Below are 21,790 nucleotides of genomic sequence, written 5' to 3'. Positions count from 1 at the left end.
GTTGGTGGATCAATCGACATCGTCGCTGATGGTGACCGGGACGAGCCCCTGCGACAGCATGTAGCGGAAATTGAACGGGCAGCGGTTCAGTTCCACCTTGTTCATCGAAGTGACGTGCCCGTCAGCCGCGCCGACGTTGGCCCGTTCGTCGTGGGCGAGATGGAGTCCGACCGTCTGAGTATCCAGCGCGTAGGAGGGGGAGAACGCCCAGCACGACTGCCCTTTCTGATTGCCCGCAGAGGCGGCGGTATCACCCGCCAGATAGGTCCCGCTCGGCTGTTTCATGCGATGCAGCGCGAAGAACATGTTGTCGTTGCTGTCGATGGTGTGGAAGTAGTTGCCGAGCCGGTTGCGCTTCTTCATGTTGGAATCGTGGTACTGGGCGTCATTGCGACCCTTGACGAAGCCGTACACTCCCCAGTGCAGGTCGTCGGCTTTGGCCGACTGGTCTTCGGGTTTGCCGGGGCAGCGGAGGGTTTTCAGCGGGATGTAGCCGTTTCCGGTGGAGAGCAGTCCGGAGTTGCTCTTTTCCCGTGAGAGCAGCGCGGTCCACGGCTCGTAGCTGCTGCCGTACTTCGCCACGGTCACCATGTAGCCGCCGTTGTCTTCCGCGTAGAAGATCTGTGCTTTCATCATCTGGCCGAGGTTGGAGAGACAGTTGGATTTCTTCGCCGCCGCGCGCGCTTTGTTCAGTGCGGGCAGCAGCATGGCCGCGAGGATGGCGATGATCGCAATCACAACGAGAAGTTCGATCAATGTGAATGAATTCCTTTTTATCATGACATGGCCCTTTCTGAAAAGATTGGTATGGGTAATGAACAGAGCGATTGACGTTCTACCAGGACTCCCGAGAGCATCCGGACGCCGGAGGGAACCGTCAGATTCCGTCGGCGCGCATCGATCTTCTGAAGCAGGTCCAGCATGGCGCATCTGCCGATGTCGGCCAGCGGGTTGTCGATGCTGGTCAGCGGCGGTTTCAGGCTGCAGCAGATGGAGACCTGATTGTCGAATCCGATGATGCTCAGCTCTTCCGGGATTCGGACACCGCGTTCGGCGCAGGCGCGGTAGAGGCCGACACAACCCCAGTCGTTCGAGACGACGGCGGCCGTGACTTTCTGCGGATGGGCGAGAATCCGCCCGAGAATCTGTCCGAGCAGCGGCGGTACGGGATCGAGTTCGAGGGCTTGAATGGTCGGAGATTTCTCCATGAAGAGCAGTTCCGGATTCCACAGCCCGCATGCCTCCATCTCGATCCGGAATCCCTCTTCCCGCTGCCGGAACATGCCGTTGCCGGGATCGGTGCAGATGAATGCGATGGTGCGGTGGCCGCGCTGAATGAGTTCTCTGGCGGCGAGAGCTCCGGCCGCGCGGTTGTCGAAACAGACGTTCGAACCGTTGCGGTTGAAGTCGTCGATGCCGAACCAGACGATCGGCAGTTTCTCCTCGAGCTTCTCGAGCCGCCGTCGCCGTTCATCTCCGGGGAGAAACTTGTGTTTGACGAGAATTCCGTCGAATTCCGAAAGATGCCGGAAGAGTTTATCGTCGCGGCAGTCGAGCAGCGTGAAGAACTCCGGCTGAATTCCGCAGGCGGTGCAGACCTCGGTGATCCCAGCCCCGTAGGAACGGGTGTGATACGACTCCTCCCACTGGAACTGCACGTCGAAGAAGAGGACGGCAATGCGACTCCCCTCCGCCAGGTTTCTCCGGGAGTTCTTCCTCGGACGGCGCAACGGAACGTAGTGATTTTTCCGCATGACCGAGAGAATCCGTTCCCGCAGGGCGGAGTCCACATTTCCGGCATGGTTCATCACCCGGCTGACTGTCCCGATCGAGACTCCCGCCTCGCTGGCGATGTCGCGGATGGTAAACGTTTTCTGCATGACCACCTCTTGTCTTTTCACTAAAAGTATAATGAAATGGAACGATAAAAGCAAGAATGCTTTTGCCGTTTTATGAAAAGAAACCGCTTTTTCATCGTCTAGTTCATGAACTAAGGATCTGTTCAACCGCGGGGGTGGAATTTGCGGTGAACTTCGCGCAGGCGGTTGGCGTCGACGTGGGTGTAGATTTCGGTCGTGGCGATGTCGGCGTGCCCGAGCATCTCCTGAATGACGCGCAGATCCGCGCCGTTTGCGAGCAGATGGCTTGCAAACGAGTGGCGCAGCGTGTGCGGGTGGATGTTCTTATGGATTCCGGCGCGTACGGCCGCCTCTTTGACGATGCCCCAGATCCGTTCGCGATTGAGTCTGCGTCCGTTGTGGGAGAGAAACACGTAGGGGGAGGACGGATTTTTTTCCGCGAGGAACGGGCGGGCTTCGCGCAGATACCGTTGAAGCAGTTCGAGCGCGGTTTCCCCGACCGGGACGATGCGGGTTTTTTCGCCTTTGCCGGTGACGCGCATGGTCCGGTTGTCGAAATCGGGCGCGGTGAGCGGCAATGTCGTAAGTTCCGAGACACGCAGACCGGAGGCGTAAAGCAGTTCAAGCATGGTGCGGTTGCGCAGGTTGAGCGGGTCGTCGTCCGCGGGCCACGCTTCGAGAAAAGCGTCGACCTCCTCGATCGAGAGAAATTCCGGCAGTGCGCGCCAGAGTTTCGGGGACTCGATCACGGCGGCGGGATCGGTCGGAATGAGCTCCTCTTCCTCGAGATGACGGAAGAACATCTTGATCGCGACGAGCCGCCGTGCGATCGTCGCGGGTTCCATCGCCCGTTCGGAGAGGCTGTTCTCAAGATAGTCGACGATCATCTCCCGTTTCACGGCGCGGCAGGAGTCGATGCCGCGGTCGGCGAGCCAGGAGGCGAAATCCTCAAGATCGCGGCGGTAGGCGTCCGCCGTATTCGGGGAGAGCCCGCGCTCGATGGTCAGGTATCTCAGAAATTCTTGGAAATCGCGTTCAAACATGATTGCCGGATCGCGCCGGAGGTGTTATAGTATCGGCGTTACCGGACTATAATCTACTCTGAAAAGGAGCGATCGTCAAGGAGGTTTTATGAAGAAGATTGTGATTATTCTCGCCGATGGTGCGGAGGAGACGGAATTCATTGCGGTGGGGGACGTGCTGCGCCGCCTGTCGTTCGAGGTGACCGTGGCGGGACTGGCCGGACTCGACGTAACCGGTGCGCATGGTTTCGGGCTGAAAGCGGAGCGGCTGCTTGCGGAGTGCGCTCCGGAGGAGTTCGACGCGGTGTTTCTGCCCGGCGGCATGGGGGGAGCTCTTGCAATGTATGAATCTGCCGCGGTGCTCGACTTCGTGCGCGCGATGGAGCGGGGCGGGAAGATCGTCTCGGCGATCTGCGCCGCGCCGATGGTGCTCGCAAAAGCGGGATTGCTCGAGGGGAAAAAATTCACGATGTATCCGGGATTGGATGAATACCTCCCCGCCGGATACCGTTATGACTCGGCAATGGCCGTGCAGGACGGACGGATCGTCACCGGCAAAGGGCCGGGGGCGGTTTTCGCCTTTGCAAAAGTGCTTGCGGGCGCGCTCGGGGCGGAGACCGATGCGCTTTATGCGGCGATGTTCGTAAACGCCTGAACGGAAGTTCGGCGGGCGGCTTGAAATTTCACCCGGACATGGTGTATATTAATTCCTTGTTCATCTGTATTTTTTGATCTTGAGGAATGGGTATGTCTATGTTTGAAGTGCTGACCCGCTGCGGTGCGGCGCGGCGCGGGGTTCTGACGACGCGGCGCGGAACGGTGCAGACTCCGGTGTTCATGCCGGTCGGAACACGCGCGACCGTGAAAGCGATGTCCCCGGCGGAACTCGAGGAGCTCGGCGCGGAGATCATCCTCGGGAATACCTATCACTTGTTTCTGCGTCCCGGCATGGAGTTGATGAAGCTCGCGGGAGGGCTGCACAAGTTCAGCAGCTGGAAGCGGTCGATTCTGACCGATTCGGGCGGATTTCAGGTGTTCAGCCTCGCGACGCTGCGCAAGATGGAGCCGGACGGGGTGCGGTTCGCGTCGCACATCGACGGGACGCGCTTCTTTCTCGGGCCGCGCGAATCGATGGCGATTCAGCGTACGCTCGACTCGGATATCGTCATGGCGTTCGACGAGTGCACGCCGTATCCCGCGACGTTTGAACAGGCGGAAAAGTCGCTTTCGATCACGACCCGCTGGGAGCGCATGAGCCGCGAACAGCCGCTGAATGACGGGCAGATCCGGTTCGGAATCGTCCAGGGGTCAGTCTATCCGGAGCTGCGGCGCCGTGCGGCGGAGAGCATCGTTGAAATCGGGTTTGACGGATACGCGATCGGCGGGGTTTCGGTCGGCGAGAGCGAGCCTGAGATGATGGTGGCGATCGATGCGGCCGTGCCGTATCTGCCGCAGGAAGCTCCCCGTTACCTGATGGGAGTCGGGACGCCGCGGCAGATCGTCGAGAGCGTCGCGCGCGGAGTTGACATGTTCGACTGCGTGATGCCAACCCGGCTCGGGCGGCACGGCTCGGCCTTTGTCGGGAACGGCGGCACGATTCCGGTCAAGGCGGGACGGTACGCGAAAGATTTCACGCCGATCGACCCGGAATGCGACTGCTATGCGTGCCGGAATTTCACGAAGGCGTACATCCGTCATTTGTTCAACGTCGGCGAGATTCTCGGCGTGCGGCTCGTCACGCTGCACAATCTGCACTACTTTTTGAATCTCATGCGGCGGATCCGCGCCTCGATCGAGGCCGGGACGTTTGAAGAGCTGCGGAGGGAATTTCAATGAAAATCGTTCGATTTGACAGTGTCGGCGGCGCTTCCGGGGATATGATCCTCGGCGCGCTGATCGGACTCGGCGCCGACTGCGGCGCGGTTGCGCAGGAGCTCGACCGGCTGCTGCCGGGACATTTCACGCTTTCGGTCGAGAAACTCTCTTCCCATGGGATTGCGGGCGTGCGTGCGACCGTGTCGCTGCCGGAAGCCGATCACCATCACCATCATCACCGCGACCACGACCACGAGCACGAGCACGAGCATGAGCATGAGCACCATCATCACCATCACGATCATCATGCGTTCCGGGAGATCCGGGCGCTGATTGAGAACTCCGAGCTGCCGGAGGCGGTGAAGCGTTCGAGTGTTGCAGTCTTTTCGCTGCTCGCGGAAGTCGAGGGGAAGATTCACGGCAAGGCGCCGGAGGAGGTTTCGTTCCACGAAGTCGGGGCGGTCGATTCGATTGTGGACATCGTCGGGAGCTGTCTCGCGCTGCATCTGCTCGGGGTCGAAGCGATTTCGGTTTCGCCGCTGCCGACCGGGAACGGGACGGTCCGCTGTGCGCACGGGATCATGCCGGTGCCCGCTCCCGCTACGGCGGAGCTGCTCGCGCGCGGACTTGAGATTGCCCCCTCCGATGAGCCGTTCGAGCTGCTGACTCCGACCGGTGCGGCGCTTCTCTCGGCGTGGCCGAAACATCCGATTCCGGCAGGAGCACGGGTGATGGCCGCCGCAAACTCTTTCGGGCAGCGGGAGTTGCTCCATACGCCGAACCTGCTGCGCGCGATGCTGATCGAAACCGCGCCGGAAGCAGAAATGAAACCGGAGGGCGCGGAGGAGGCGGTCGAAGAGCTCGCCTGCAATCTCGACGACTGCACGGGCGAACTTGTGGGGTATCTCACGGAGCGGCTGGCGGCGGCAGGAGCGCTCGACGTCTGGACGGAGGCGATCCAGATGAAGAAGCAGCGTCCCGGAGTGAAACTCTGCGCGCTTGTGCGTCCGGAACAACGCGAAGCGGTGTTGACGGAAATGTTCCGGGAGGGGTCGACGCTCGGCGTGCGCATTTCGCCGATGCGGCGGCGTGTCCTGGCGCGTTCGTTCGAGACGGTCGAGACGCCGTATGGTCCCGTGCGCATAAAGTTCGCACGGAACGGTGACGGCGAACTTCTCACTTTCAAGCCGGAATTCGAGGATTGCCGCCGTCTTGCCGAAGCGACGGAGATTCCGCTGAAAGTCGTCCTCCTCGCGGCGACGAACGCTTTCTGGGAGAAAAACCGATAAAAAAACTGCTTTTTTCCTGCGGAGATATTGACTAAGGACGATTTTGGCGTAATATTATCTAACTGTAAAAAGAAGAGAAACTTAAAAACCTTACATTCATAAATTATGGAGAAAGAAAATGACCAAGCGTGATTTGGTGGTTAAGATTGCCCGCGAGACCGGCTTCATCCAGAACGACGTTGCGGAAGTGGTTCAGAAGACGCTCGATTACATCGCGGAAGACCTGATCGCCGGTAATACGATCGAACTGCGCAACTTCGGCGTTTTTGAGATCAAGGTCCGCAAGAGCCGCAAGGGCCGCAACCCGAACCAGCCGAAGAACGAAGTTGTGATCCCGGAACGCGCCGTGGTCAAGTTCCGCGCCGGCAAGGAGCTCAAGGAAGCGGTCGAAAAACTCGATCCGAAACGGTTCAAATAAGCCGGTTGCCGGTTATGAATCGCATGCACGCCTGACGAATTTTTTTCTTTCGTCGGGCGTGGTTTGTTTTGCCGGTTTCGGTGATCCGGTTGCCGGGATCGGTTGTACAGTTGAATTTCAGGAGTTTATAGTTATGGCGACCTACACTCCGCCGCCGGGTACGGCGGATATTTTTGCGGATGAGGCGCGCCGCTGGCGGAATCTGGAAAACACCGCTGCGGCGGTCTTTTCCCGGTACGGATATGGAGAACTCAGAACCCCCATCTTCGAGTACACCGAGGTGTTTCAGAAAGGCCTCGGAAACGAGACGGAAGTGGTTCAAAAAGAGATGTACACGTTCGAGGATCGCGGCGGTCGGAGTCTGACGCTGCGTCCGGAGGGGACGGCCGGCGTGATGCGTGCACTTTCGGGTACCGATGTGATGAACGGCGTCGAGCACCGGGTTTACTATTACGGGCCGATGTTTCGCGGGGAGCGTCCCGCGGCGGGCCGTCGCCGGCAGTTTCACCAGGTCGGCGTCGAGAATGTCGGCCGGGTTGCGCCGCTCATCGATGCGGAGTGCATTGCGATGTTGATCGATTATCTGAATGCGATCGGCATCACGGATGCGCACCTCGCAATCAACACGCGCGGCGTGATGGAAGACCGCGCTCCGGCCGGGAAACTTCTGACCGATTATTTCAGTCGTCATATCGATCACATGTGCGACGACTGCAAGGCCCGGCTCGAGCGCAATGTCTGGCGGATTCTCGACTGCAAACAGGAGGCGTGCCGCAGAATCGTTGCGGATGCGCCCGATTATGTGGCCAGTTTCAGCGATTCCTCCCGCGCGTATTTCGCGGAGGTTTGCGCGGCGCTCGATGCGCTCGGGGTCGAATACACGGTCGATCCGCTGCTCGTGCGCGGGCTCGACTACTACGTGCACACCGTATTTGAAGTGACGCACGGCGGGCTCGGCGCTCAGACCGCGATCGCGGGAGGCGGCCGGTACGAACTCTTTCTGCCGGGTCAGAAGAAGCCGGTTCCGGGTGTGGGGTTTGCGGCCGGAATGGAGCGGCTGCTGATGGTGCAGGACGCGCTCGGCATCGCCGGGGCGCCCGCGCCGGTTCTGCCGGTCTACCTGGTCGGACTCGGGAGCGCGGCGCGGCTCGCGAATTTGAAACTCGCCGGCGAGCTGCGGAGAGCGGGCGTCCGGGTCGAGCTTGAACTGGAAGAGCGGTCGTTCAAGGCGCAGTTGCGGAATGTGAACAAATCCGGTGCGCTTCTCGCGGTGATCCGCGGCGACTCGGAGCTCGAACGCGGCGTTGCGGTTGTCAAGACCATGGCGAACGGCGAGCAGGTGGAACTCAAAGATTCGGAACTGGCCGGTTATCTGACCGACTTTGCCCGGAAGCTCTGATTTATCATATATCATTCAGAAAACAGACAGGAAAACAAAATGCTCAAACAGAAGAATCTGATCTTCGTCGGCGCGCCCGGTGCGGGCAAGGGAACGTTCTCGGCACTGCTGCTGGAGCGTCATCCGATGGCGCACATCTCGACCGGGGACATCCTGCGCGACGAGGTCAAACGCGACACGGAACTCGGCCGCGAGGCCGCGAAACTCATGAAAGAGGGGAAACTCGTACCGGACGAGGTGATCGCCGGGATGGTGCGTACGCGGCTTGCGCAGCCCGACTGCGAAAACGGTTTCATTCTCGACGGGTTCCCGCGCACGATCCGGCAGGCGGATCTGCTTGAAGAGGCGCTTGCGTCGCTCGGCAGAAAGCTCGACCGCGTCGTCTACTTCAAGGTGCCGGACGATGTGATTCTGCAGCGGTTGACCGCGCGGTTGAACTGCAAAAAGTGCGGCCGGATCTACAACAAGCTCTTCATGCCGCCGAAAGTCGAGAATGTCTGCGATGATTGCGGTTCGGAATTGTTCCAGCGTCCGGACGATTCGCTTGAGACCGCGAAGTCGCGGCTCGAGGTGTTCTACCGCCAGACCAGTCCGCTGATCGACTATTACGGCAGCCGGAATCTGATTCTCGAGATCACGGAACTGGACAAGGACAAGATCTGCGAAATTCTGGCTGCGGAGCTGGAATAATCATGTCCCGCAATCAGGTCATTCACACTCCGGACGAGATCGCGCGGATTCGCCGTGCGGCCGCGCTGACCGCGCAGGTCCGCGATGAAATCGCTGCGGCGGCGCGTCCCGGAATGACGACGTTCGATCTCGACCAGGTGGCGGGCGAGCTGATCCGCGCCACGGGTGGAAAAAGTGCGTTCTTCGGATATCGCGGGTATCCCGGCAACATCTGCATTTCGGTCAACGACGAGGTTGTGCACGGGATCGGCCGTCCGGACCGGATTCTGCTGGAGAGCGACATCGTGAGCATCGATGTCGGTGTGGAGATCGACGGCGGGGTCGGAGACACGGCTCTGACGTTCGGATTCGGCGAGCTTACGCCGGATTTGAAGCGGCTGCTCACCGGAACCCGGGAGGCGCTCGATGCCGGAATCCGGCAGGCGCGGCGCGGCAACTACATCCGTAACATCAGCCATGCGGTCGAGACGGTTGCGAAACGGTATCACCTCGGGGTGGTACGCGAATACGTCGGGCACGGCTGCGGCACGAGTCTGCACGAACCACCGGAGGTCCCGAATTTCGTCGGGTACGGCAAGGGGGCGCTGCTGGTGCCGGGAATGGTGATCTGCATCGAGCCGATGTTGAATCTCGGCACGCACAAAGTCACGACGGACTCCGTGGATCACTGGACGGTGCGCACCCGTGACGGGGCCTGCGCCGCCCATTTCGAGCATATGGTTTTAATCACAGAAAACGAACCGGAGATTTTAACGTGGCCAAAGACGATGTAATCCGCGTGGAGGGCGTGGTCAAAGAACTTCTGCCCAACACAATGTTCAAGGTGGAGATCCAGACCGGGCATACGGTCAACGCCCATATTTCGGGCAAAATGCGGATGAATTTCATTCGGATTCTCCCCGGGGACTCGGTGACGCTTGAGATGTCGCCTTACGATCTGACCAAGGGCCGGATCGTATTCCGCAAAAAATGAGACAAGATGGAAAGGAGCCTTTTGCGGGCTCCTTTTCCTGCTTCAGTCAATGACGCATGGACATTGCATATATCATTTAACCACAGGAGAGAGAGGGAAGACAATGAAAGTACTGGTCATCAATGCGGGCAGCAGTTCGATGAAATTCACGCTGTTCTCGATGGCGGATAAGAAGGTTCTGGCGAAAGGGCAGTTCGAGCGTCTCGGCACCGACAAGCCGAATATGATTTACAAGCGCCTCTCGGACGGGTTGAAATTCGAGGGGATCGTCCCGGTGAAGAATCTTGAGGAAGCTCTGAAACGGGTCTGCGCGAAGCTGGTTGATCCGGCTGACGGCGTGATGAAAGAGCTCAGCGAGATCGTCGCGATCGGCCACCGCGTGCTGCTCGGCGGCGAGAAGATCACGAAACCGGTCAAGGTCGATGAAGAGGTCAAGGCGATCATTCGCGAGTACATTCCGCTCGGGCCGCTGCACAATCCGGCCAACCTCGCCGGAATCGAAGCGTGCGAAGCGGCGATGCCGGGTGTTCCGAACGTCGCCGTGTTCGACACGCAGTTCCACATGACCATGCCCCCCGAGGCGTACCTTTATGCGATCCCGTATGAATATTACCGGAAGTACGGCATTCGCAAGTATGGATTCCACGGGACGAGCCACCGCTACGTCACGCTTGCGACGGCGGATTTCCTCGGCAAGAAGCCGGAGGATGTGACGCTGATTACCTGCCACCTCGGCAACGGCTGCAGCATGGCCGCCGTCAAGAACGGCAAGGTCATCGATACGACGATGGGTCTGACCCCGCTCGAGGGATTGATGATGGGAACCCGTTCCGGCGATCTCGATCCGGCAGTGGTCATCCGTCTCATCGATCAGGGGCACACCTCGAAAGAGGTCGATACGATCCTGAACAAGAAGTCCGGCCTCTACGGCGTCGGCGGAATCAACTCCGGCGACATGCGCGACATGATCACCGCAGCCGAGGGCGGCAATGAGCAGGCGGAACTCGCGCTCAAGATGTTCGCCCGGCGCGTGGTCAAATACATCGGCGCGTACTACGTGCTGCTCGGCGGCGTCGATGCGCTGGTCTTCACCGGCGGCGTCGGTGAATATTCCGTCCCGATGCGCAAACGGATCACCTCCCAGATTGAGGTGCTCGGCGTGAAGCTCGATGACGCGCGCAACAAGGAGTGTTTCGGCAAGGCCGGCGTGATTTCGACTGACGACAGCGCCTGGAAGATGATCGTCATGCCGACCGATGAAGAGCTGATGATCGCGAAAGACACCGTCGCGACCCTCGGACTCTGAAAGAGGTAACCGGTTCCGGGAGAGGGCGTTTCGCCTCTCTCCCCCCCGAATGATAGTAAAGTTGGAAGAGTGGAGTTGTTGAAATGTCGATTCTGAATACCCTGATCGAACGCGCCCGGAAGAATCCGAAAGTCATCGTTCTGCCCGAGGGGCAGGATCCGCGCGTCGTGGTCGCCGCAAACAAGGCGGTGGAGAACAAAGTCGTGAGCCGCGCGATCGTCCTTGGAAGTGAAGCGGAAATCTCGGACGCCTGCGCGAAAGCCGGCGTCTCCGAGCGGAAGTTCGAGTGCCTCGACTACCTCGCAAGCGATCTCTTCGCGGATTTCGCCGCTGAGTTCTGCAAGATGCGCGAGAAGAAAGGCATGACCCCCGAAAAAGCCGCCGCCACAATGAAGAGCCGCATCTACTTCGGCGCGATGATGTGTCGCCGCGGCCTCGCGGACGGCCTTGTCGCCGGAAGCATCGCCTCCACGGCGGATATGCTGCGCGCTGCGTTCCACTGCATCGGCACCGCCCCCGGAATCAAGATCGCGAGCAGCTGCTTCGTGATGGACCTGAAGACCCCGACCCCGTCCGGTGACGATGTGCTGCTCTTCGCGGATTGCGGCGTGAACCCGAATCCGGATGCCGGACAGCTGGTCGACATCGCGCTTGCAACCAGCGCGACTTATCGTTCTCTGCTCGGCGGTCAGCCGAAAGTCGCGTTCCTCTCGTTCTCGACCAAGGGCAGCGCCGACCATGAGATTCTGAACAAGGTCAAGGAAGCCGCCGCAATGATGAAAGAGAAAATCGAGACCGAAAAACTCGACATCATCGCCGACGGCGAACTCCAGGCCGACGCCGCCCTCGTTCCGGGCGTGGCCGCCGCCAAAGCTCCGGGCAGTCCGCTCGCGGGCGGCGCGAACATCCTCGTGTTCCCCGATCTGAACGCCGGAAACATCGGCTACAAACTCGTGCAGCGTCTCGCGAAAGCAGACGCCTATGGCCCGATCCTCCAGGGACTCGCAAAACCGCTGAACGACCTGTCGCGCGGCTGTGTCGCCGACGATATCTTCGGCCAGATCGTCATTACGGTCTGCCAGGCGGCCAACTGAGTTTTTAGACCGCCGCGTGGCCTCGGGCTTTCAGGCGCCGCGTGGTCGTGGGAGGCGGGTGGCGTGTCCGCCGCCCCCCGCACCCCCTGCGTCCGGCAAGGTGCCTCGTTGGGGAGCGTTGCGTGGTCGTGGGAGGCGGGTGGCGTGTCCGCCGCCCCCCGCACCCCCTGCGTCCGGCAAGGTGCCGGTGCCGTGTACGGGGCGGAGTCGGACTCGGCTGCGGTCGGCCGGCGCGAGGAGAAAGAGCCGCAAAAACACGAAGCGATCTTCCCGCTTTTCTGCGGAAAGATCGCTTCGTGTTTTTGCTCCACTTCGCCGCTTGCCGAGCGGAGACTCCGTTGCGGGGTGATGCTCGGCAGATGGGGTGTTTGAGGGTTGTTTGGACCGGGGAGAGACGCGCTCTTGCGAGCCGCTTTCTCTCCCCGAACCCCTCTCTTCTACTGCCGGGCGCAGTAATGAGTTGGGAGGCGGATGGCGTGTCCGCCCCCCCCGCACCCCCTGCGTCCGGCAAGGTGCCGGTGCCGCGTACGGGTCGGAATTGGACTCGACTGCGGCTGGCGCGAGGAGAAAGAGCCGCTTGCCGAGCGGAGACTCAGTTGGGGGGCGATGCTTGGCTGATGGGGTGTTTGAGGGTTGTCTGGACCGGGGAGAGACGCGCCCTTGCGAGCCGTTTTTCTCTCCCGACCCCCTCTCTTCTACTGCCGGGCGTCGGGAGAAACGTTTCAGGACGTTTTTGGCAAATTTTCGTTCGGATACCTGATTCGGCGCTTGACGGGAAAGAGTTGAGAGGATATCTTTTTGAGAGCGGCCGCCCGCGACGGACTGCCAGGAGGGCAGATCGGCGCCATGTTGTATGGTGTCGCCGGAATTCATGATTGGTGTGGAGACAGGTTGTCAATGCCGAAGCCTCAATGGGTTTCCGGACGGACCTGCAGAAAATGCCCGGCGGTTCCGGCTTCGATGTTGAGAACGGCGAGCGTTTTTTCCGTATTCGGAACCGTGACGGAATTTTACGGATTCAGGAGCAGGGAAACGACATATGAAACGAATTCTCATCACTCTTCTCATGGCGGTGTTCTTTGTATTGACCGGTACGGAAATCCCGCGGATCGAACCTGTTGTCTTTGCTCTTCAGGGCGGCCGCATGACGGGGGAAGCCAGGTGTCTCGGCTCATGGGAGTTTGAAAATGGAACGTGGCGCAGCTCCGGACATGGGTGGGAAACCCTTTCTCCCCGGTTGTACTCCGGTCGCAAGGAGATCACGTTGGAGGCTGATCTGAAATTTTCGGCGCAGGGGAAAGGCGCTGTTGGACTTCAACTCGGGAACATCCATTCCGGCGAAAACGGGAACAATGGTTGCGCGGTTCTTTATTACCCCGCCGAGAAAAAACTCAAGGTCGGGGAGTTATCCCGGCGGAACGGAGACGTCATTCAACGGGTACGTTCGGAATGGACCATGGACCTCGGAGACCACTGTTCCATCCGCCTGGATTTTGTCCCGCAATCTCATTACGATATCACTGTCAACGGGAAACGGGTGGCCCGGTCTTTCTTCGGTCTGGCGATCTTTCATCGGAGCGGAATCGTTTCGGTCGACATGCCCGTGAGCACGGCGCGCTTTTCTCTTTCCGCAACCATGTCTTATGCACCGGTGGTCGCTTTCGGGGATTCGATCACGCACCATTGCCGCTGGCAGAATGAGGTTGCCGCCCGTCTCTGGCTCTCCATCGCGAATTGCGGAATCGCCGGCGAAGGGACCGCCGCCGGCCTGGAGAGGTTTGAAACTGATGTCACGGCACTGCATCCGCGCGTCGTGGTGATTTTCGAGGGGACCAATAACGCGAAGCCGCTTTCCGCCCTGAACGATATCGACAGGATGGTTCAGCTGGCCCGGAAAAAAGGATTCAGGTGGTTCTCTGTGAACTTCTGCCCCGGAATGACAGCCGGGATGTCACCAGTTTCAATGTCGCCTTGAAAGAGTATGCCGCCCGGCAGAAACTGCCGGTGATCGACTGGTATCATGTGATTGACGACGGATCTGGAAAACCCGCTCAGAAATACGGCGGCAGCATCCATCCGAATCAGATCGGTGTCCGGGCGATGGCGGATTACGTCCTCTCGCGACCGGAATGGGTCGCGCTTCTCAAAGGGGAATAGTTTCCTTTCTGCCGGATTTCGTTTGCGGGACCTGATCCTGGACAGGAGAATCCCGGTCCCGCGCCAGTTTCCCGTTCGCATGATTCCGGCTGGATCAGAGCAGGGGGGGAGCACCACACGGGCCAATGAGCCTTTCGTTCAAGGTTTTTGTCCGACCGGCTGTTTATTTCTGCAAATGGTGGAATTCGCAGAGGTCGCGGAGCCAGCGGTTCAGGGTCTGCCAGTAGTCCGGGCGGCACTTCGGCAGCGGGGAATTTTCGACTCCCGCGGCTACGAGATTCTCGAGAAAGTCGTTTTCCCGCTCGCTCTTGACCTCCGGCAGCATGCCGTTCTCGTAGAGATAGGTCACGCGGATCACGACCGCGCACTGCTCCATCGTCCACCGTTCCGGCGCCTCATCCGGCAGCGAGAGCTGCCCGAGAATGCAGCGCAGTGCATCGTAAGTCAGCGGCAGTGGCACGGCGGGAACGGCGTTCTTCAGCAGAAAACTGCCGATCCGACCCGCCAGCTGAAAGTGTTTCGGGTGTGTTGCCAGTGCGTCGAACGCGGTCGCAAGTTCGAGCTGCTTCGCCGTGAAGAGGTCGCCGGACCCGGTTTCGTTGAATTCCACATCGAGCTCACGGAACAGATCCGCCGCGGGGAATTTCTTCTCCGAAAGCTGCTGCGCCCCGTTCGCAACCAGATTCAGTTTCCCATAGTCGGGGCTGATCCCGGAGAGCAGCAGCGCGTTCTCCCGGTAAGGCTGCTTCGCGAGCACGATCATCTGCGTGGAAATCATCGCAATCTTATCCCAGCTGTTTCTTGAGTTCGGCGACCACAAGCTGTGGATTCGCCTTGCCTTTCGAGAGCTTCATCACCTGTCCGACGAGGAACTGCAGCACTTTCGCGTTGCCGCTCCTGTACTGTTCGACCTGCGCGGGATTCGCGGCGATCGCCTGCGATACGACTTCGGCGATCGCACCGGAGTCGCTGACCTGCACGAGACCTTTTTCCTTGACGATTTCGGAGGCCTTTTTTCCGGTTTCAAACATCTCCGGAAACACCTCTTTGGCGATCTTGCCGTTGATGGTTTTCTGTTCGATGAGGTCGACGAGTTCGGCGAGGTTTTCCGGCGTGATGCGGCACTCGTCGATCGGACACTTCGTCTCCCCGAGCATGCGCAACAGTTCGCTGCCGATCCAGTTCGCGACGAGCTTCGGCGACTTCGACGCTTTCGCCGCCCGGTCGAACCAGGAGGCAAGCGCACTCGACTGCGTCATGACTCCCGCATCGTACTCCGTGAGGCCGTAGTCGCGCAGGAACCGTTCGCGCATCGCGGCCGGGAGCTCCGGCAGTTCCGCGCGGATCGCCTCGATTTCCGCATCCGTGAACGTGACCGGCATCAGATCCGGATCGGGGAAGTAACGGTAGTCGTGCGCCTCCTCTTTCGTGCGCATGAGATAGCTTTCGCCCGCGTCGTCGTTCCAGCCGCGGGTCTCCTGGCGCAGCGTTTCGCCGCGGTCGAGAAGTTCCGCCTGACGCCAGATCTCATATTCAATCGCGCGGTGGGCGGCGCGGAAGCTGTTCATATTTTTGAGCTCGATCTTCGTGCCGAACTCCTTCTGCCCGACGGGCCGGAGCGAGATATTCACGTCGCAGCGCATCTGCCCCTTTTCCATGTCGCAGTCGCTGATGCCGCCGTACTGCATGATCTCCTTGATCCCGGCGAGGTAGGCGTAGGCTTCGTCGGCACTGCGCATATCCGGTTCGCTCACGACCTCGAGAAGCGGCACGCCGGAACGGTTGTAGTCCGCTCCCGAGGCGCTGCCCATGTGGTTCAGCTTGGCGGGATCTTCCTCGAGGTGGATCCGGGTGATGCCGATGACCTTGTCGGGCAGAGCTTCCCCGGAGAAACCGGTCCCGCCGATCCGCAGTTTGCCGTTTTTGCAGAACGGCAGATCGTACTGGCTGATCTGATAGTTCTTGACAAGATCGGGGTAGAAGTAGCTCTTGCGGTCGAACTTGCTGAATTTCGCGATTTCGCACCCGGTCAGAAGTCCGGCGCGCACGGCCTTGAGAATCGCTTCGTGGTTCGGAACCGGCAGTGTTCCTGGATATCCGAGGCAGACCGGGCAGGTCAGCGTGTTCGGCTCGGCTCCGTAGCGGTTTTCGCAGGAGCAGAACATTTTGCTCTTCGTCCGGACCTGGACATGGATTTCAATGCCGATGACTGCTTCGTATTTCATATTCTTCAAATCTGCTTAAAGGGTTGATGTTTCCTCCTTTTAATGTAGCGGACGCGCCGCGTTTTGTCAATGGCGCGGCGGGACTTTTCGGTTGATTTCAACCGTTTCGGGTGCTACGTTATGTTCCGAAAAACACGAGGGGGTATCGATGAAAGTGCTGATTACCGCCGGACCGACACGCGAAAAGCTCGATGCAGTCCGGTTTTTGACGAACCGTTCAACCGGAAAGATGGGGTATGCGATGGCCGAGGCCGCGCGCGACGCGGGTCATGAAGTGACGCTCGTTTCCGGTCCAGTCGCGCTGCCGGTTCCGCGCGGCATCATGCTCGTTCCGGTCGAGTCGGCCGCGGAGATGGCGGAAGCCGTGAAAGAGCGCGCTCCGCAGATGGGACTTGTCGTCATGTGTGCGGCCGTCGCCGATTACCGGCCGAAACAGGTGTTTGCCGGGAAAATGAAGAAACGCGACGGCGACCTTGTGCTCGAACTTGAACGCACCGAGGATATTCTCGCGTCACTCGGGAAGATGAAGTCGCCCGGACAGATCCTCGTCGGATTCGCGGCGGAAACGGATGATCTGCTTGCGAACGCCGCCGGAAAACTCGAAAAGAAAAACCTCGACTGGATCTGTGCGAATGACGTGAGTCGTCCGGACATCGGCTTCGGCAGCGATGAAAACTGCGTCACGCTGATGGGGCGCGACGGACAGCGTTACGGCATCGGCCCGGATACGAAACGGGCTGTCGCGGAGGCGATTCTCGAGATCGTCACCGACTCCGGGCAGTGAGTTTTAAAATCAGCTGTTCGAGCACGATCCGCCGGTCGCCGCCGCCCGAGACGAGGCTGCGGTTCGCGTCACGTACGAGTTCGAGGTTGCGGACGAGCTCGGCGTCGGTGAAGTTCGCGGCGCTTTCGCACACCTTGAATGCGCGGTAGGGGTGAAGTTTGAGCAGCGGATTGTCCGGATATTTGTCGCGCAGCTCCTGCGGCAGCGAGTCGAACGTCCGGGGCGAGACCCGGGTCAGATTCAGCTGCTGCATTGCGAGCCGGGTCTGAATCTGTTTCTGGAACTCTCCGGAAAGTGCGGCCATGAGTCGCATTTCCGGTTCCCCCTGCGAGAGCAGTACGTCGAGCAGTCTCATGGCGCCGGCGACGTTGCGCGCAGAGATCGCGCCGGTGAACTCCCAGCTGACGGTCTCCGGAGTGCGGCTGCAGACCGCCTGGCAATCCGCCAGCGTGATGGCGGGGGCATCGCCGACATAGCAGGCGAGTTTCTCCAGTTCATTGCGCAGCAGTCCCGAGTCTCCGGAGAGCGTCTCGGTGAGATAAGCCGCGGCGTTCGATTCGATCCCTTTCCCGAGCTCCTGGCAGATTGCGCGGATGCTCATGCGGCGGTCTTCGGCGTAGCGACGGTCGCTGCTTTTGGGCAGATTCAGCACTTCGATTCCGACTTTCGCGGCTTTCAGCGCCTTGCCGAACTGTTTGCGCAGATCGAGGTTGAAGCCGTCGGCAAGGACGGTCAGTTCTTCCGGGAGCGGCGAAGTCAGCATCGACTGAATTTCCGTGTAGACCGGGGCGGGCTCTTTGGCATTGAAAACGTCGAAATTCAGGAAGTGGCGCAACCAGACGAATTTCGACAGGCAGAGAAACGGGGGGGTGCGCATCGCTTCGAGAAATCGGCGGGCGATCTCGTCGGGTTTGAGAGTGTCGCTGTCGCCGGGGATGATCTCGACGGCGGGATTCTCCTCGAGCTCCTCGCCGCCAAGTTCAACCGCGAGCGCCCGGGAACGTTCCTTGATGGCGAACTCGTCGTCGCCGGTGATGATGTAGAGTTTCCCCACGTTGTCCGCCTCCGTTTCCATTTTGCTTCTGCGGTCACATAACATAGCCGCGCATCCCGCCGTAGTCAAGATGCAGCTACGGAGAATCGCGCGGGAAATGGGAGCCCCTCACGTGGATTCACAATTTTTTTGAAGTTTTTTTAGCCTTTTTTCAATTTCTCTCTTGACATTCAACTTGATTTGATTCATAATTATAACAGTATCGCAACAGTGGTGCAAATAAGGATGAAATCATGCCTCCGTTGAAATATCTGAAAGTCAAATCCTATCTGGAAGAGGTAGCGGTGCGTCCGGAGTCGCGGAGGCGGATGCCGACGGTCCGGGAGCTGATGAGCCAGTTCAATGTGTCGCTGGCGACGGTGAACCGGGCACTCTCGGAGCTCGAGAACGACGGGGTGATCGTGCGGCGGCAGGGGTCGGGGATCGTGGCTGCGGGGACCGAACGGACGGTCGGACGGCTGGAGAAAGATGTTGCGAACGCCGGATCCGGACAGATTCTCTTCGCGTACAACGATTATCCGGATGAGAGCACCTGGCGGATGGTTCATACGATCACCCAGTACACCCGTTTGAATAAATGCAACATACAGGACTGCAAAATTTACCCGGATACTTCGACGGAGGCGCTGATCCGGTTTGCGAAGTCGTGCCCTGAGTGTGCGGGGCTGATTCTGCTTGTCGGGGCAGACCGGATGGATGCGGATCGGCTCGAAGCGCTCGGGCGGCTGCCGATGACGGTTGTGATTGTCGACAGCATGTATTTTTATGCGAACTTTCTTCCGGATAACGTCTATGTACTCTCTCCCGATGCGGTCGACTGTGCCGAGGAGATCGTCGAACTTCTGGTCCGGAACGGGCATCGCCGCATCGGTTACATCCGCAACGAGCCGCGCACCGAATACACGGATTTGTTTCAGAAGTCGCTGGCGGCTGCGCTGAAGCGGGCGAATGTCGAATTCGGGCCGGATCGTATTTTCAGTTCCCAGATCCGCTCCTGGGAGAATTCGCTTGATGCCGCTGTGCAGTTGACCCGGAACAGTCTTGACGAGATCAAGGCGCTCGGGCTGACTGCACTGATTTACAAATCGGCCGGCGGGGCGCTGGTTTCGCTGCGCGTACTCAAGCAGGCCGGGCTGCGGGTCCCGGAGGAGATCAGCGTGATCGGCGAGGGAGAACGCAGTTTGTACCGTTATCTCTCTCCGCAGCTGACGGTCTCGTCACCCGATTACGGGAAGCTCGGCTGCGCGGCCGTCGATATCATCCTCGGCAAGCTCCGGCCGCAGAACCACAATCTCTTTTTTCCGCATACGCTGATCGAACGCGAGAGCGTCCGGGACTTGAACTTCGTTGCGCCGCACCCGTGATCGGTGCCGGAAAAGGATAGGTCTGCATGTAACCCAAAGGAGGATTGGTCTATGAAAAACAACGGAAAAAACATGCGCTGCAGTGCTTCTTTTGTTGCGCAGATTGAATTTTTAGAGGTAATATCCCGTTCTTCCCGAATTTGTGCCCGGCATTCAAGAGAGAGGGCGGCGGATACGCCCCCAGCCTCCCGCGACCATGCTGTGTCCAAAGCGGCCTTTACATTGATAGAGCTGCTCGTGGTGAAAACTCGTCAAATATACCATTCTTTCCTTGTTTGCACCGGGCAGTCAAGAGAGGGGTTCGGGGGAGAGAAAGCGGCTCGCAGGAGCGCGTCTCTCCCCGTACCAACCATCCAGCAAACTTCTCATCGGTCGATCATCGTCCCGCAACAGAGTCTTCGCTCGGCAAGCGGCTCTTTCTCCTTGCGTCGGCCGACTGCAGCCGGGTCCGACTCCGACCCGTACGCGGCACCGGCACCTTGCCGGACGCAGGGGGTGCGGGGGGCGGCGGACACGCCCCCAGCCTCCCACGACCCGGTAGCGAAAAAAGCGGCATTTACGCTCATTGAGCTGCTTATTGTGATTGCGATCATTGCGATTCTGGCTGCGATGCTGCTGCCGGCGTTGAACCGGGCGCGTGAATCCGGTTATAAGAGCAACTGCATCGGCAATATCCGTCAGGTGATGTTCGGTCAGATCAGCTATGCGGATGATCACAGACAGCACATGGTGTTCACCGTTTACCGAGACGATTGCTCGCCGAAATATGAACCGTGGATGTACCTGCTGAGTACCAATGCTGAACTGACTCACAATACGAGCAAGAAGAAAGTTTTTGCGGGATACATGTCGGCCGAGGTATTGCGTTGTCCCAAGATGCCCGGCAAGAAGAGTGATTATTACTTTTATGATGTTTACGGGTTTCCGAGACCGGAGGGCGATACGACCTATTACGAACAGCGGGATGAGCTCGGCAATTATCAATACAATGCCGAATACCACGGTGGAAACCGGAATGATCAGTTCTATCTGACCGTTCGGATGAAGAAACCGAGCGTGACGCCTCTGTGCGCCGACACCCAGTGTGCGGGGACTTCAGCCAACGCCGGCAAGGGGATCTGGCAGTGGTATTTGGCGGAAGGGGATCCCACCGATCAGGCATCCGTCGCGACGATTCACAACAACGAGGCGAATCTCGGTATGGCGGATGGCCACGTCGAATCGCAGACGGCAGAGGAAATGAAAGCCTCTCCCGCAAAGTTCAAGCGGATCCTGAATGCTGCCGGGGCATTCATCTGAGCAGAAACGGCGGAATGACGATACCGAGGAAACCATGATGAGAAAACGAGGAGTGGTTTTGACTCCGCCGGATTTCTCCGGCGTGGACTGGAAATCCCGAATGACGGAATTGGGGCTCAATACACTGGGACTCCATTCCGGGGGCGGAGCGAATCACGATGTGCTTCGACTGCTCGGCAAGACCGCTTCGGAGGAGTTCCGGCGCGATTTTCTCGCCGCCGGGATCGAGTGCGAGTATGAAGTCCATGCCGCCTCATCGCTGCTGCCGGAGTGCTGGTTTGAAAGCCATCCCGAATATTTTGCACTCTGCTTCCGGGAGGGGGAACGCACTGCGGCGGCCAACTGGTGCATCACGAATCCCGATGTTCCGGAGATTCTTGCGGCCAATGCCGGGAAACTGGCGGAAAAACTGCGTTCGACGACCCATCGTTATTATTTCTGGGGCGCGGATGGCCGGGGAGCGTTCTGTCACTGTCCGGAATGTTCGAAATACACTCCGTCGGAGTTGAATCTCCTGAGCGTCAATGCGATTGCAGACGGGGTCCGGCGCGTAGACCCGCTGGCCGAGGTCGCCTGCCTTGCCTATGTGGAATACTGCGAAGTTCCCGGCCGGGTTGAAAAGCGGGAGAACGTGTTTCTCGAATTCGCTCCCTATGTTCGCTGTTACCATCATGCGCTGAATGATCCGGAGTGTTCGGTGAACCGGCGATTCTTCAAGGTGTTTCGGGAACTCGGCTCTTTTTTCGGCATGGAGAATACCCATATTCTGGAGTACTGGCTCGATTCATCGCTTTTCAGCAATTACCGGAAACCGGCGCGCGAGCCGTTCGTGCGGCCGGAATTGCTGCGGCGCGATCTGGAGGCGTATGTAACGGCCGGGGTACGGAACGTCTCCTCGTTTGCCGTCTATATGGATGGGGAATATTTTGCCGCATACGGATCGGCCGCGCTCGAGGAGTATGCAGCCGCGCTGCGGGAGTTTTTGCCCGATGACGGTGAGTGAATTCGACCGGCTCTCTGAAGATTTCTGAAAACAATCTGA

Annotated in this window: 24 protein-coding genes; 18 read left to right on the top strand and 6 right to left on the bottom strand. The window is 59.3% G+C overall.

Annotated features, from left to right (window positions below):
- Positions 1 to 9: 9 nt before the first annotated feature.
- From Q0J85_RS00275 to xerD, 3 genes are all read right to left on the bottom strand, one after another.
- Positions 10 to 780: a prepilin-type N-terminal cleavage/methylation domain-containing protein gene (locus Q0J85_RS00275; RefSeq protein WP_294477112.1), complete on the bottom strand. Its 771-nt coding sequence runs from the start codon at positions 778 to 780 to the stop codon at positions 10 to 12.
- Positions 777 to 1,880, bottom strand: a complete 1,104-nt coding sequence (locus Q0J85_RS00270) for a LacI family DNA-binding transcriptional regulator (protein ID WP_294477109.1) — start codon at positions 1,878 to 1,880, stop codon at positions 777 to 779. The genes Q0J85_RS00275 and Q0J85_RS00270 overlap by 4 nt, the downstream gene beginning before the upstream one ends.
- Positions 1,881 to 2,002: 122 nt before the next feature.
- On the bottom strand, positions 2,003 to 2,902 hold the full coding sequence (xerD, locus tag Q0J85_RS00265; RefSeq protein WP_294477107.1) for a site-specific tyrosine recombinase XerD: 900 nt from the start codon (positions 2,900 to 2,902) through the stop codon (positions 2,003 to 2,005).
- A gap of 88 nt (positions 2,903 to 2,990) precedes the next feature.
- Between xerD and Q0J85_RS00260 the strand changes: the two genes are divergently transcribed.
- The 14 genes from Q0J85_RS00260 (at position 2,991) to Q0J85_RS00195 (ending at position 14,022) form a co-directional block, all read left to right on the top strand.
- A complete protein-coding gene (locus Q0J85_RS00260) occupies positions 2,991 to 3,536 on the top strand; it encodes a DJ-1 family glyoxalase III (protein ID WP_294477105.1) in 546 nt (181 codons plus the stop codon).
- Positions 3,537 to 3,628: 92 nt separating this feature from the next.
- On the top strand, positions 3,629 to 4,717 hold the full coding sequence (gene tgt, locus Q0J85_RS00255) for a tRNA guanosine(34) transglycosylase Tgt (RefSeq protein ID WP_294477103.1): 1,089 nt from the start codon (positions 3,629 to 3,631) through the stop codon (positions 4,715 to 4,717).
- Positions 4,714 to 5,985, top strand: a complete 1,272-nt coding sequence (gene larC / locus Q0J85_RS00250; protein WP_294477101.1) for a nickel pincer cofactor biosynthesis protein LarC — start codon at positions 4,714 to 4,716, stop codon at positions 5,983 to 5,985. Before tgt ends, larC begins: the two co-directional genes overlap by 4 nt.
- Before the next feature lie 118 nt (positions 5,986 to 6,103).
- Positions 6,104 to 6,403 (top strand): HU family DNA-binding protein, encoded by a 300-nt coding sequence (locus tag Q0J85_RS00245; protein WP_294477099.1) that lies wholly within the window; start codon positions 6,104 to 6,106, stop codon positions 6,401 to 6,403.
- Positions 6,404 to 6,536: 133 nt separating this feature from the next.
- Positions 6,537 to 7,802 (top strand): histidine--tRNA ligase, encoded by a 1,266-nt coding sequence (hisS, locus tag Q0J85_RS00240; protein WP_294477097.1) that lies wholly within the window; start codon positions 6,537 to 6,539, stop codon positions 7,800 to 7,802.
- A gap of 39 nt (positions 7,803 to 7,841) precedes the next feature.
- Positions 7,842 to 8,492: an adenylate kinase gene (locus Q0J85_RS00235; RefSeq protein WP_294477096.1), complete on the top strand. Its 651-nt coding sequence runs from the start codon at positions 7,842 to 7,844 to the stop codon at positions 8,490 to 8,492.
- A 2-nt stretch (positions 8,493 to 8,494) separates the two neighbouring features.
- On the top strand, positions 8,495 to 9,265 hold the full coding sequence (gene map / locus Q0J85_RS00230; RefSeq protein WP_294477094.1) for a type I methionyl aminopeptidase: 771 nt from the start codon (positions 8,495 to 8,497) through the stop codon (positions 9,263 to 9,265).
- The gene (gene infA, locus Q0J85_RS00225; RefSeq protein ID WP_294477092.1) at positions 9,247 to 9,465 is read left to right on the top strand and encodes a translation initiation factor IF-1; all 219 of its coding nucleotides are present in this window, start codon (positions 9,247 to 9,249) and stop codon (positions 9,463 to 9,465) included. The genes map and infA overlap by 19 nt, the downstream gene beginning before the upstream one ends.
- 103 nt (positions 9,466 to 9,568) lie before the next feature.
- On the top strand, positions 9,569 to 10,771 hold the full coding sequence (locus tag Q0J85_RS00220) for an acetate/propionate family kinase (RefSeq protein WP_294477091.1): 1,203 nt from the start codon (positions 9,569 to 9,571) through the stop codon (positions 10,769 to 10,771).
- 83 nt (positions 10,772 to 10,854) lie between these two features.
- Positions 10,855 to 11,865: a phosphate acetyltransferase gene (gene pta, locus Q0J85_RS00215; protein ID WP_294477086.1), complete on the top strand. Its 1,011-nt coding sequence runs from the start codon at positions 10,855 to 10,857 to the stop codon at positions 11,863 to 11,865.
- A 63-nt stretch (positions 11,866 to 11,928) separates the two neighbouring features.
- Positions 11,929 to 12,237, top strand: coding sequence for a hypothetical protein (locus Q0J85_RS00210; RefSeq protein ID WP_294477084.1), 309 nt, complete (start codon positions 11,929 to 11,931; stop codon positions 12,235 to 12,237).
- A 99-nt stretch (positions 12,238 to 12,336) separates the two neighbouring features.
- Positions 12,337 to 12,483 carry a hypothetical protein gene (locus tag Q0J85_RS00205; protein WP_294477081.1) on the top strand — a complete coding sequence of 49 codons (147 nt, stop codon included), beginning with the start codon at positions 12,337 to 12,339 and terminating at the stop codon, positions 12,481 to 12,483.
- Positions 12,484 to 12,904: 421 nt separating this feature from the next.
- Entirely contained in the window at positions 12,905 to 13,840 is a 936-nt protein-coding gene (locus tag Q0J85_RS00200; protein WP_294477079.1) for a GDSL-type esterase/lipase family protein, read from the top strand.
- A complete protein-coding gene (locus Q0J85_RS00195) occupies positions 13,774 to 14,022 on the top strand; it encodes a hypothetical protein (protein WP_294477077.1) in 249 nt (82 codons plus the stop codon). The genes Q0J85_RS00200 and Q0J85_RS00195 overlap by 67 nt, the downstream gene beginning before the upstream one ends.
- A 163-nt stretch (positions 14,023 to 14,185) precedes the next feature.
- Here the strand turns inward: Q0J85_RS00195 and Q0J85_RS00190 are convergent, their stop codons facing one another.
- Together Q0J85_RS00190 and gatB are read right to left on the bottom strand one after the other, a co-directional pair.
- Positions 14,186 to 14,800 (bottom strand): recombination protein O N-terminal domain-containing protein, encoded by a 615-nt coding sequence (locus Q0J85_RS00190; RefSeq protein WP_294477075.1) that lies wholly within the window; start codon positions 14,798 to 14,800, stop codon positions 14,186 to 14,188.
- 7 nt (positions 14,801 to 14,807) lie between these two features.
- Positions 14,808 to 16,247: an Asp-tRNA(Asn)/Glu-tRNA(Gln) amidotransferase subunit GatB gene (gatB, locus tag Q0J85_RS00185; protein WP_294477073.1), complete on the bottom strand. Its 1,440-nt coding sequence runs from the start codon at positions 16,245 to 16,247 to the stop codon at positions 14,808 to 14,810.
- A 148-nt stretch (positions 16,248 to 16,395) separates the two neighbouring features.
- Between gatB and Q0J85_RS00180 the strand changes: the two genes are divergently transcribed.
- Complete coding sequence (locus Q0J85_RS00180) at positions 16,396 to 17,031, top strand: phosphopantothenoylcysteine decarboxylase (protein ID WP_294477071.1); 636 nt, start codon at positions 16,396 to 16,398, stop codon at positions 17,029 to 17,031.
- Here Q0J85_RS00180 and holA read toward each other — a convergent pair.
- On the bottom strand, positions 17,012 to 18,106 hold the full coding sequence (holA, locus tag Q0J85_RS00175) for a DNA polymerase III subunit delta (RefSeq protein ID WP_294477068.1): 1,095 nt from the start codon (positions 18,104 to 18,106) through the stop codon (positions 17,012 to 17,014). The genes Q0J85_RS00180 and holA overlap by 20 nt on opposite strands.
- A 212-nt stretch (positions 18,107 to 18,318) precedes the next feature.
- Between holA and Q0J85_RS00170 the strand changes: the two genes are divergently transcribed.
- The 3 genes from Q0J85_RS00170 (at position 18,319) to Q0J85_RS00160 (ending at position 21,751) form a co-directional block, all read left to right on the top strand.
- Positions 18,319 to 19,449: a substrate-binding domain-containing protein gene (locus Q0J85_RS00170; RefSeq protein WP_294477067.1), complete on the top strand. Its 1,131-nt coding sequence runs from the start codon at positions 18,319 to 18,321 to the stop codon at positions 19,447 to 19,449.
- A gap of 423 nt (positions 19,450 to 19,872) precedes the next feature.
- Positions 19,873 to 20,748, top strand: a complete 876-nt coding sequence (locus Q0J85_RS00165; RefSeq protein WP_294477065.1) for a prepilin-type N-terminal cleavage/methylation domain-containing protein — start codon at positions 19,873 to 19,875, stop codon at positions 20,746 to 20,748.
- Positions 20,749 to 20,782: 34 nt separating this feature from the next.
- Entirely contained in the window at positions 20,783 to 21,751 is a 969-nt protein-coding gene (locus tag Q0J85_RS00160) for a DUF4838 domain-containing protein (RefSeq protein ID WP_294477062.1), read from the top strand.
- Positions 21,752 to 21,790 lie beyond the last annotated feature (39 nt).

It is taken from the genome of uncultured Victivallis sp., assembly GCA_944389935.1.
Taxonomy (GTDB): Bacteria; Verrucomicrobiota; Lentisphaeria; order Victivallales; family Victivallaceae; genus Victivallis.
This window is presented reverse-complemented; position numbering and strand designations above follow the sequence as displayed.

Coding starts and splice junctions, on each gene's coding strand:
- Q0J85_RS00275 (WP_294477112.1), bottom strand. CDS start 780: ATGATAAAAAGGAATTCATTCACATTGATCGAACTTCTCGTTGTGATT.
- Q0J85_RS00235 (WP_294477096.1), top strand. CDS start 7,842: ATGCTCAAACAGAAGAATCTGATCTTCGTCGGCGCGCCCGGTGCGGGC.
- Q0J85_RS00170 (WP_294477067.1), top strand. CDS start 18,319: ATGCCTCCGTTGAAATATCTGAAAGTCAAATCCTATCTGGAAGAGGTA.
- gatB (WP_294477073.1), bottom strand. CDS start 16,247: ATGAAATACGAAGCAGTCATCGGCATTGAAATCCATGTCCAGGTCCGG.
- Q0J85_RS00205 (WP_294477081.1), top strand. CDS start 12,337: ATGGCGTGTCCGCCCCCCCCGCACCCCCTGCGTCCGGCAAGGTGCCGG.
- pta (WP_294477086.1), top strand. CDS start 10,855: ATGTCGATTCTGAATACCCTGATCGAACGCGCCCGGAAGAATCCGAAA.
- holA (WP_294477068.1), bottom strand. CDS start 18,106: ATGGAAACGGAGGCGGACAACGTGGGGAAACTCTACATCATCACCGGC.
- Q0J85_RS00270 (WP_294477109.1), bottom strand. CDS start 1,880: ATGCAGAAAACGTTTACCATCCGCGACATCGCCAGCGAGGCGGGAGTC.
- hisS (WP_294477097.1), top strand. CDS start 6,537: ATGGCGACCTACACTCCGCCGCCGGGTACGGCGGATATTTTTGCGGAT.
- Q0J85_RS00260 (WP_294477105.1), top strand. CDS start 2,991: ATGAAGAAGATTGTGATTATTCTCGCCGATGGTGCGGAGGAGACGGAA.
- map (WP_294477094.1), top strand. CDS start 8,495: ATGTCCCGCAATCAGGTCATTCACACTCCGGACGAGATCGCGCGGATT.
- Q0J85_RS00190 (WP_294477075.1), bottom strand. CDS start 14,800: ATGATTTCCACGCAGATGATCGTGCTCGCGAAGCAGCCTTACCGGGAG.
- tgt (WP_294477103.1), top strand. CDS start 3,629: ATGTCTATGTTTGAAGTGCTGACCCGCTGCGGTGCGGCGCGGCGCGGG.
- Q0J85_RS00180 (WP_294477071.1), top strand. CDS start 16,396: ATGAAAGTGCTGATTACCGCCGGACCGACACGCGAAAAGCTCGATGCA.
- xerD (WP_294477107.1), bottom strand. CDS start 2,902: ATGTTTGAACGCGATTTCCAAGAATTTCTGAGATACCTGACCATCGAG.
- larC (WP_294477101.1), top strand. CDS start 4,714: ATGAAAATCGTTCGATTTGACAGTGTCGGCGGCGCTTCCGGGGATATG.
- Q0J85_RS00245 (WP_294477099.1), top strand. CDS start 6,104: ATGACCAAGCGTGATTTGGTGGTTAAGATTGCCCGCGAGACCGGCTTC.
- Q0J85_RS00200 (WP_294477079.1), top strand. CDS start 12,905: ATGAAACGAATTCTCATCACTCTTCTCATGGCGGTGTTCTTTGTATTG.
- Q0J85_RS00160 (WP_294477062.1), top strand. CDS start 20,783: ATGATGAGAAAACGAGGAGTGGTTTTGACTCCGCCGGATTTCTCCGGC.
- Q0J85_RS00220 (WP_294477091.1), top strand. CDS start 9,569: ATGAAAGTACTGGTCATCAATGCGGGCAGCAGTTCGATGAAATTCACG.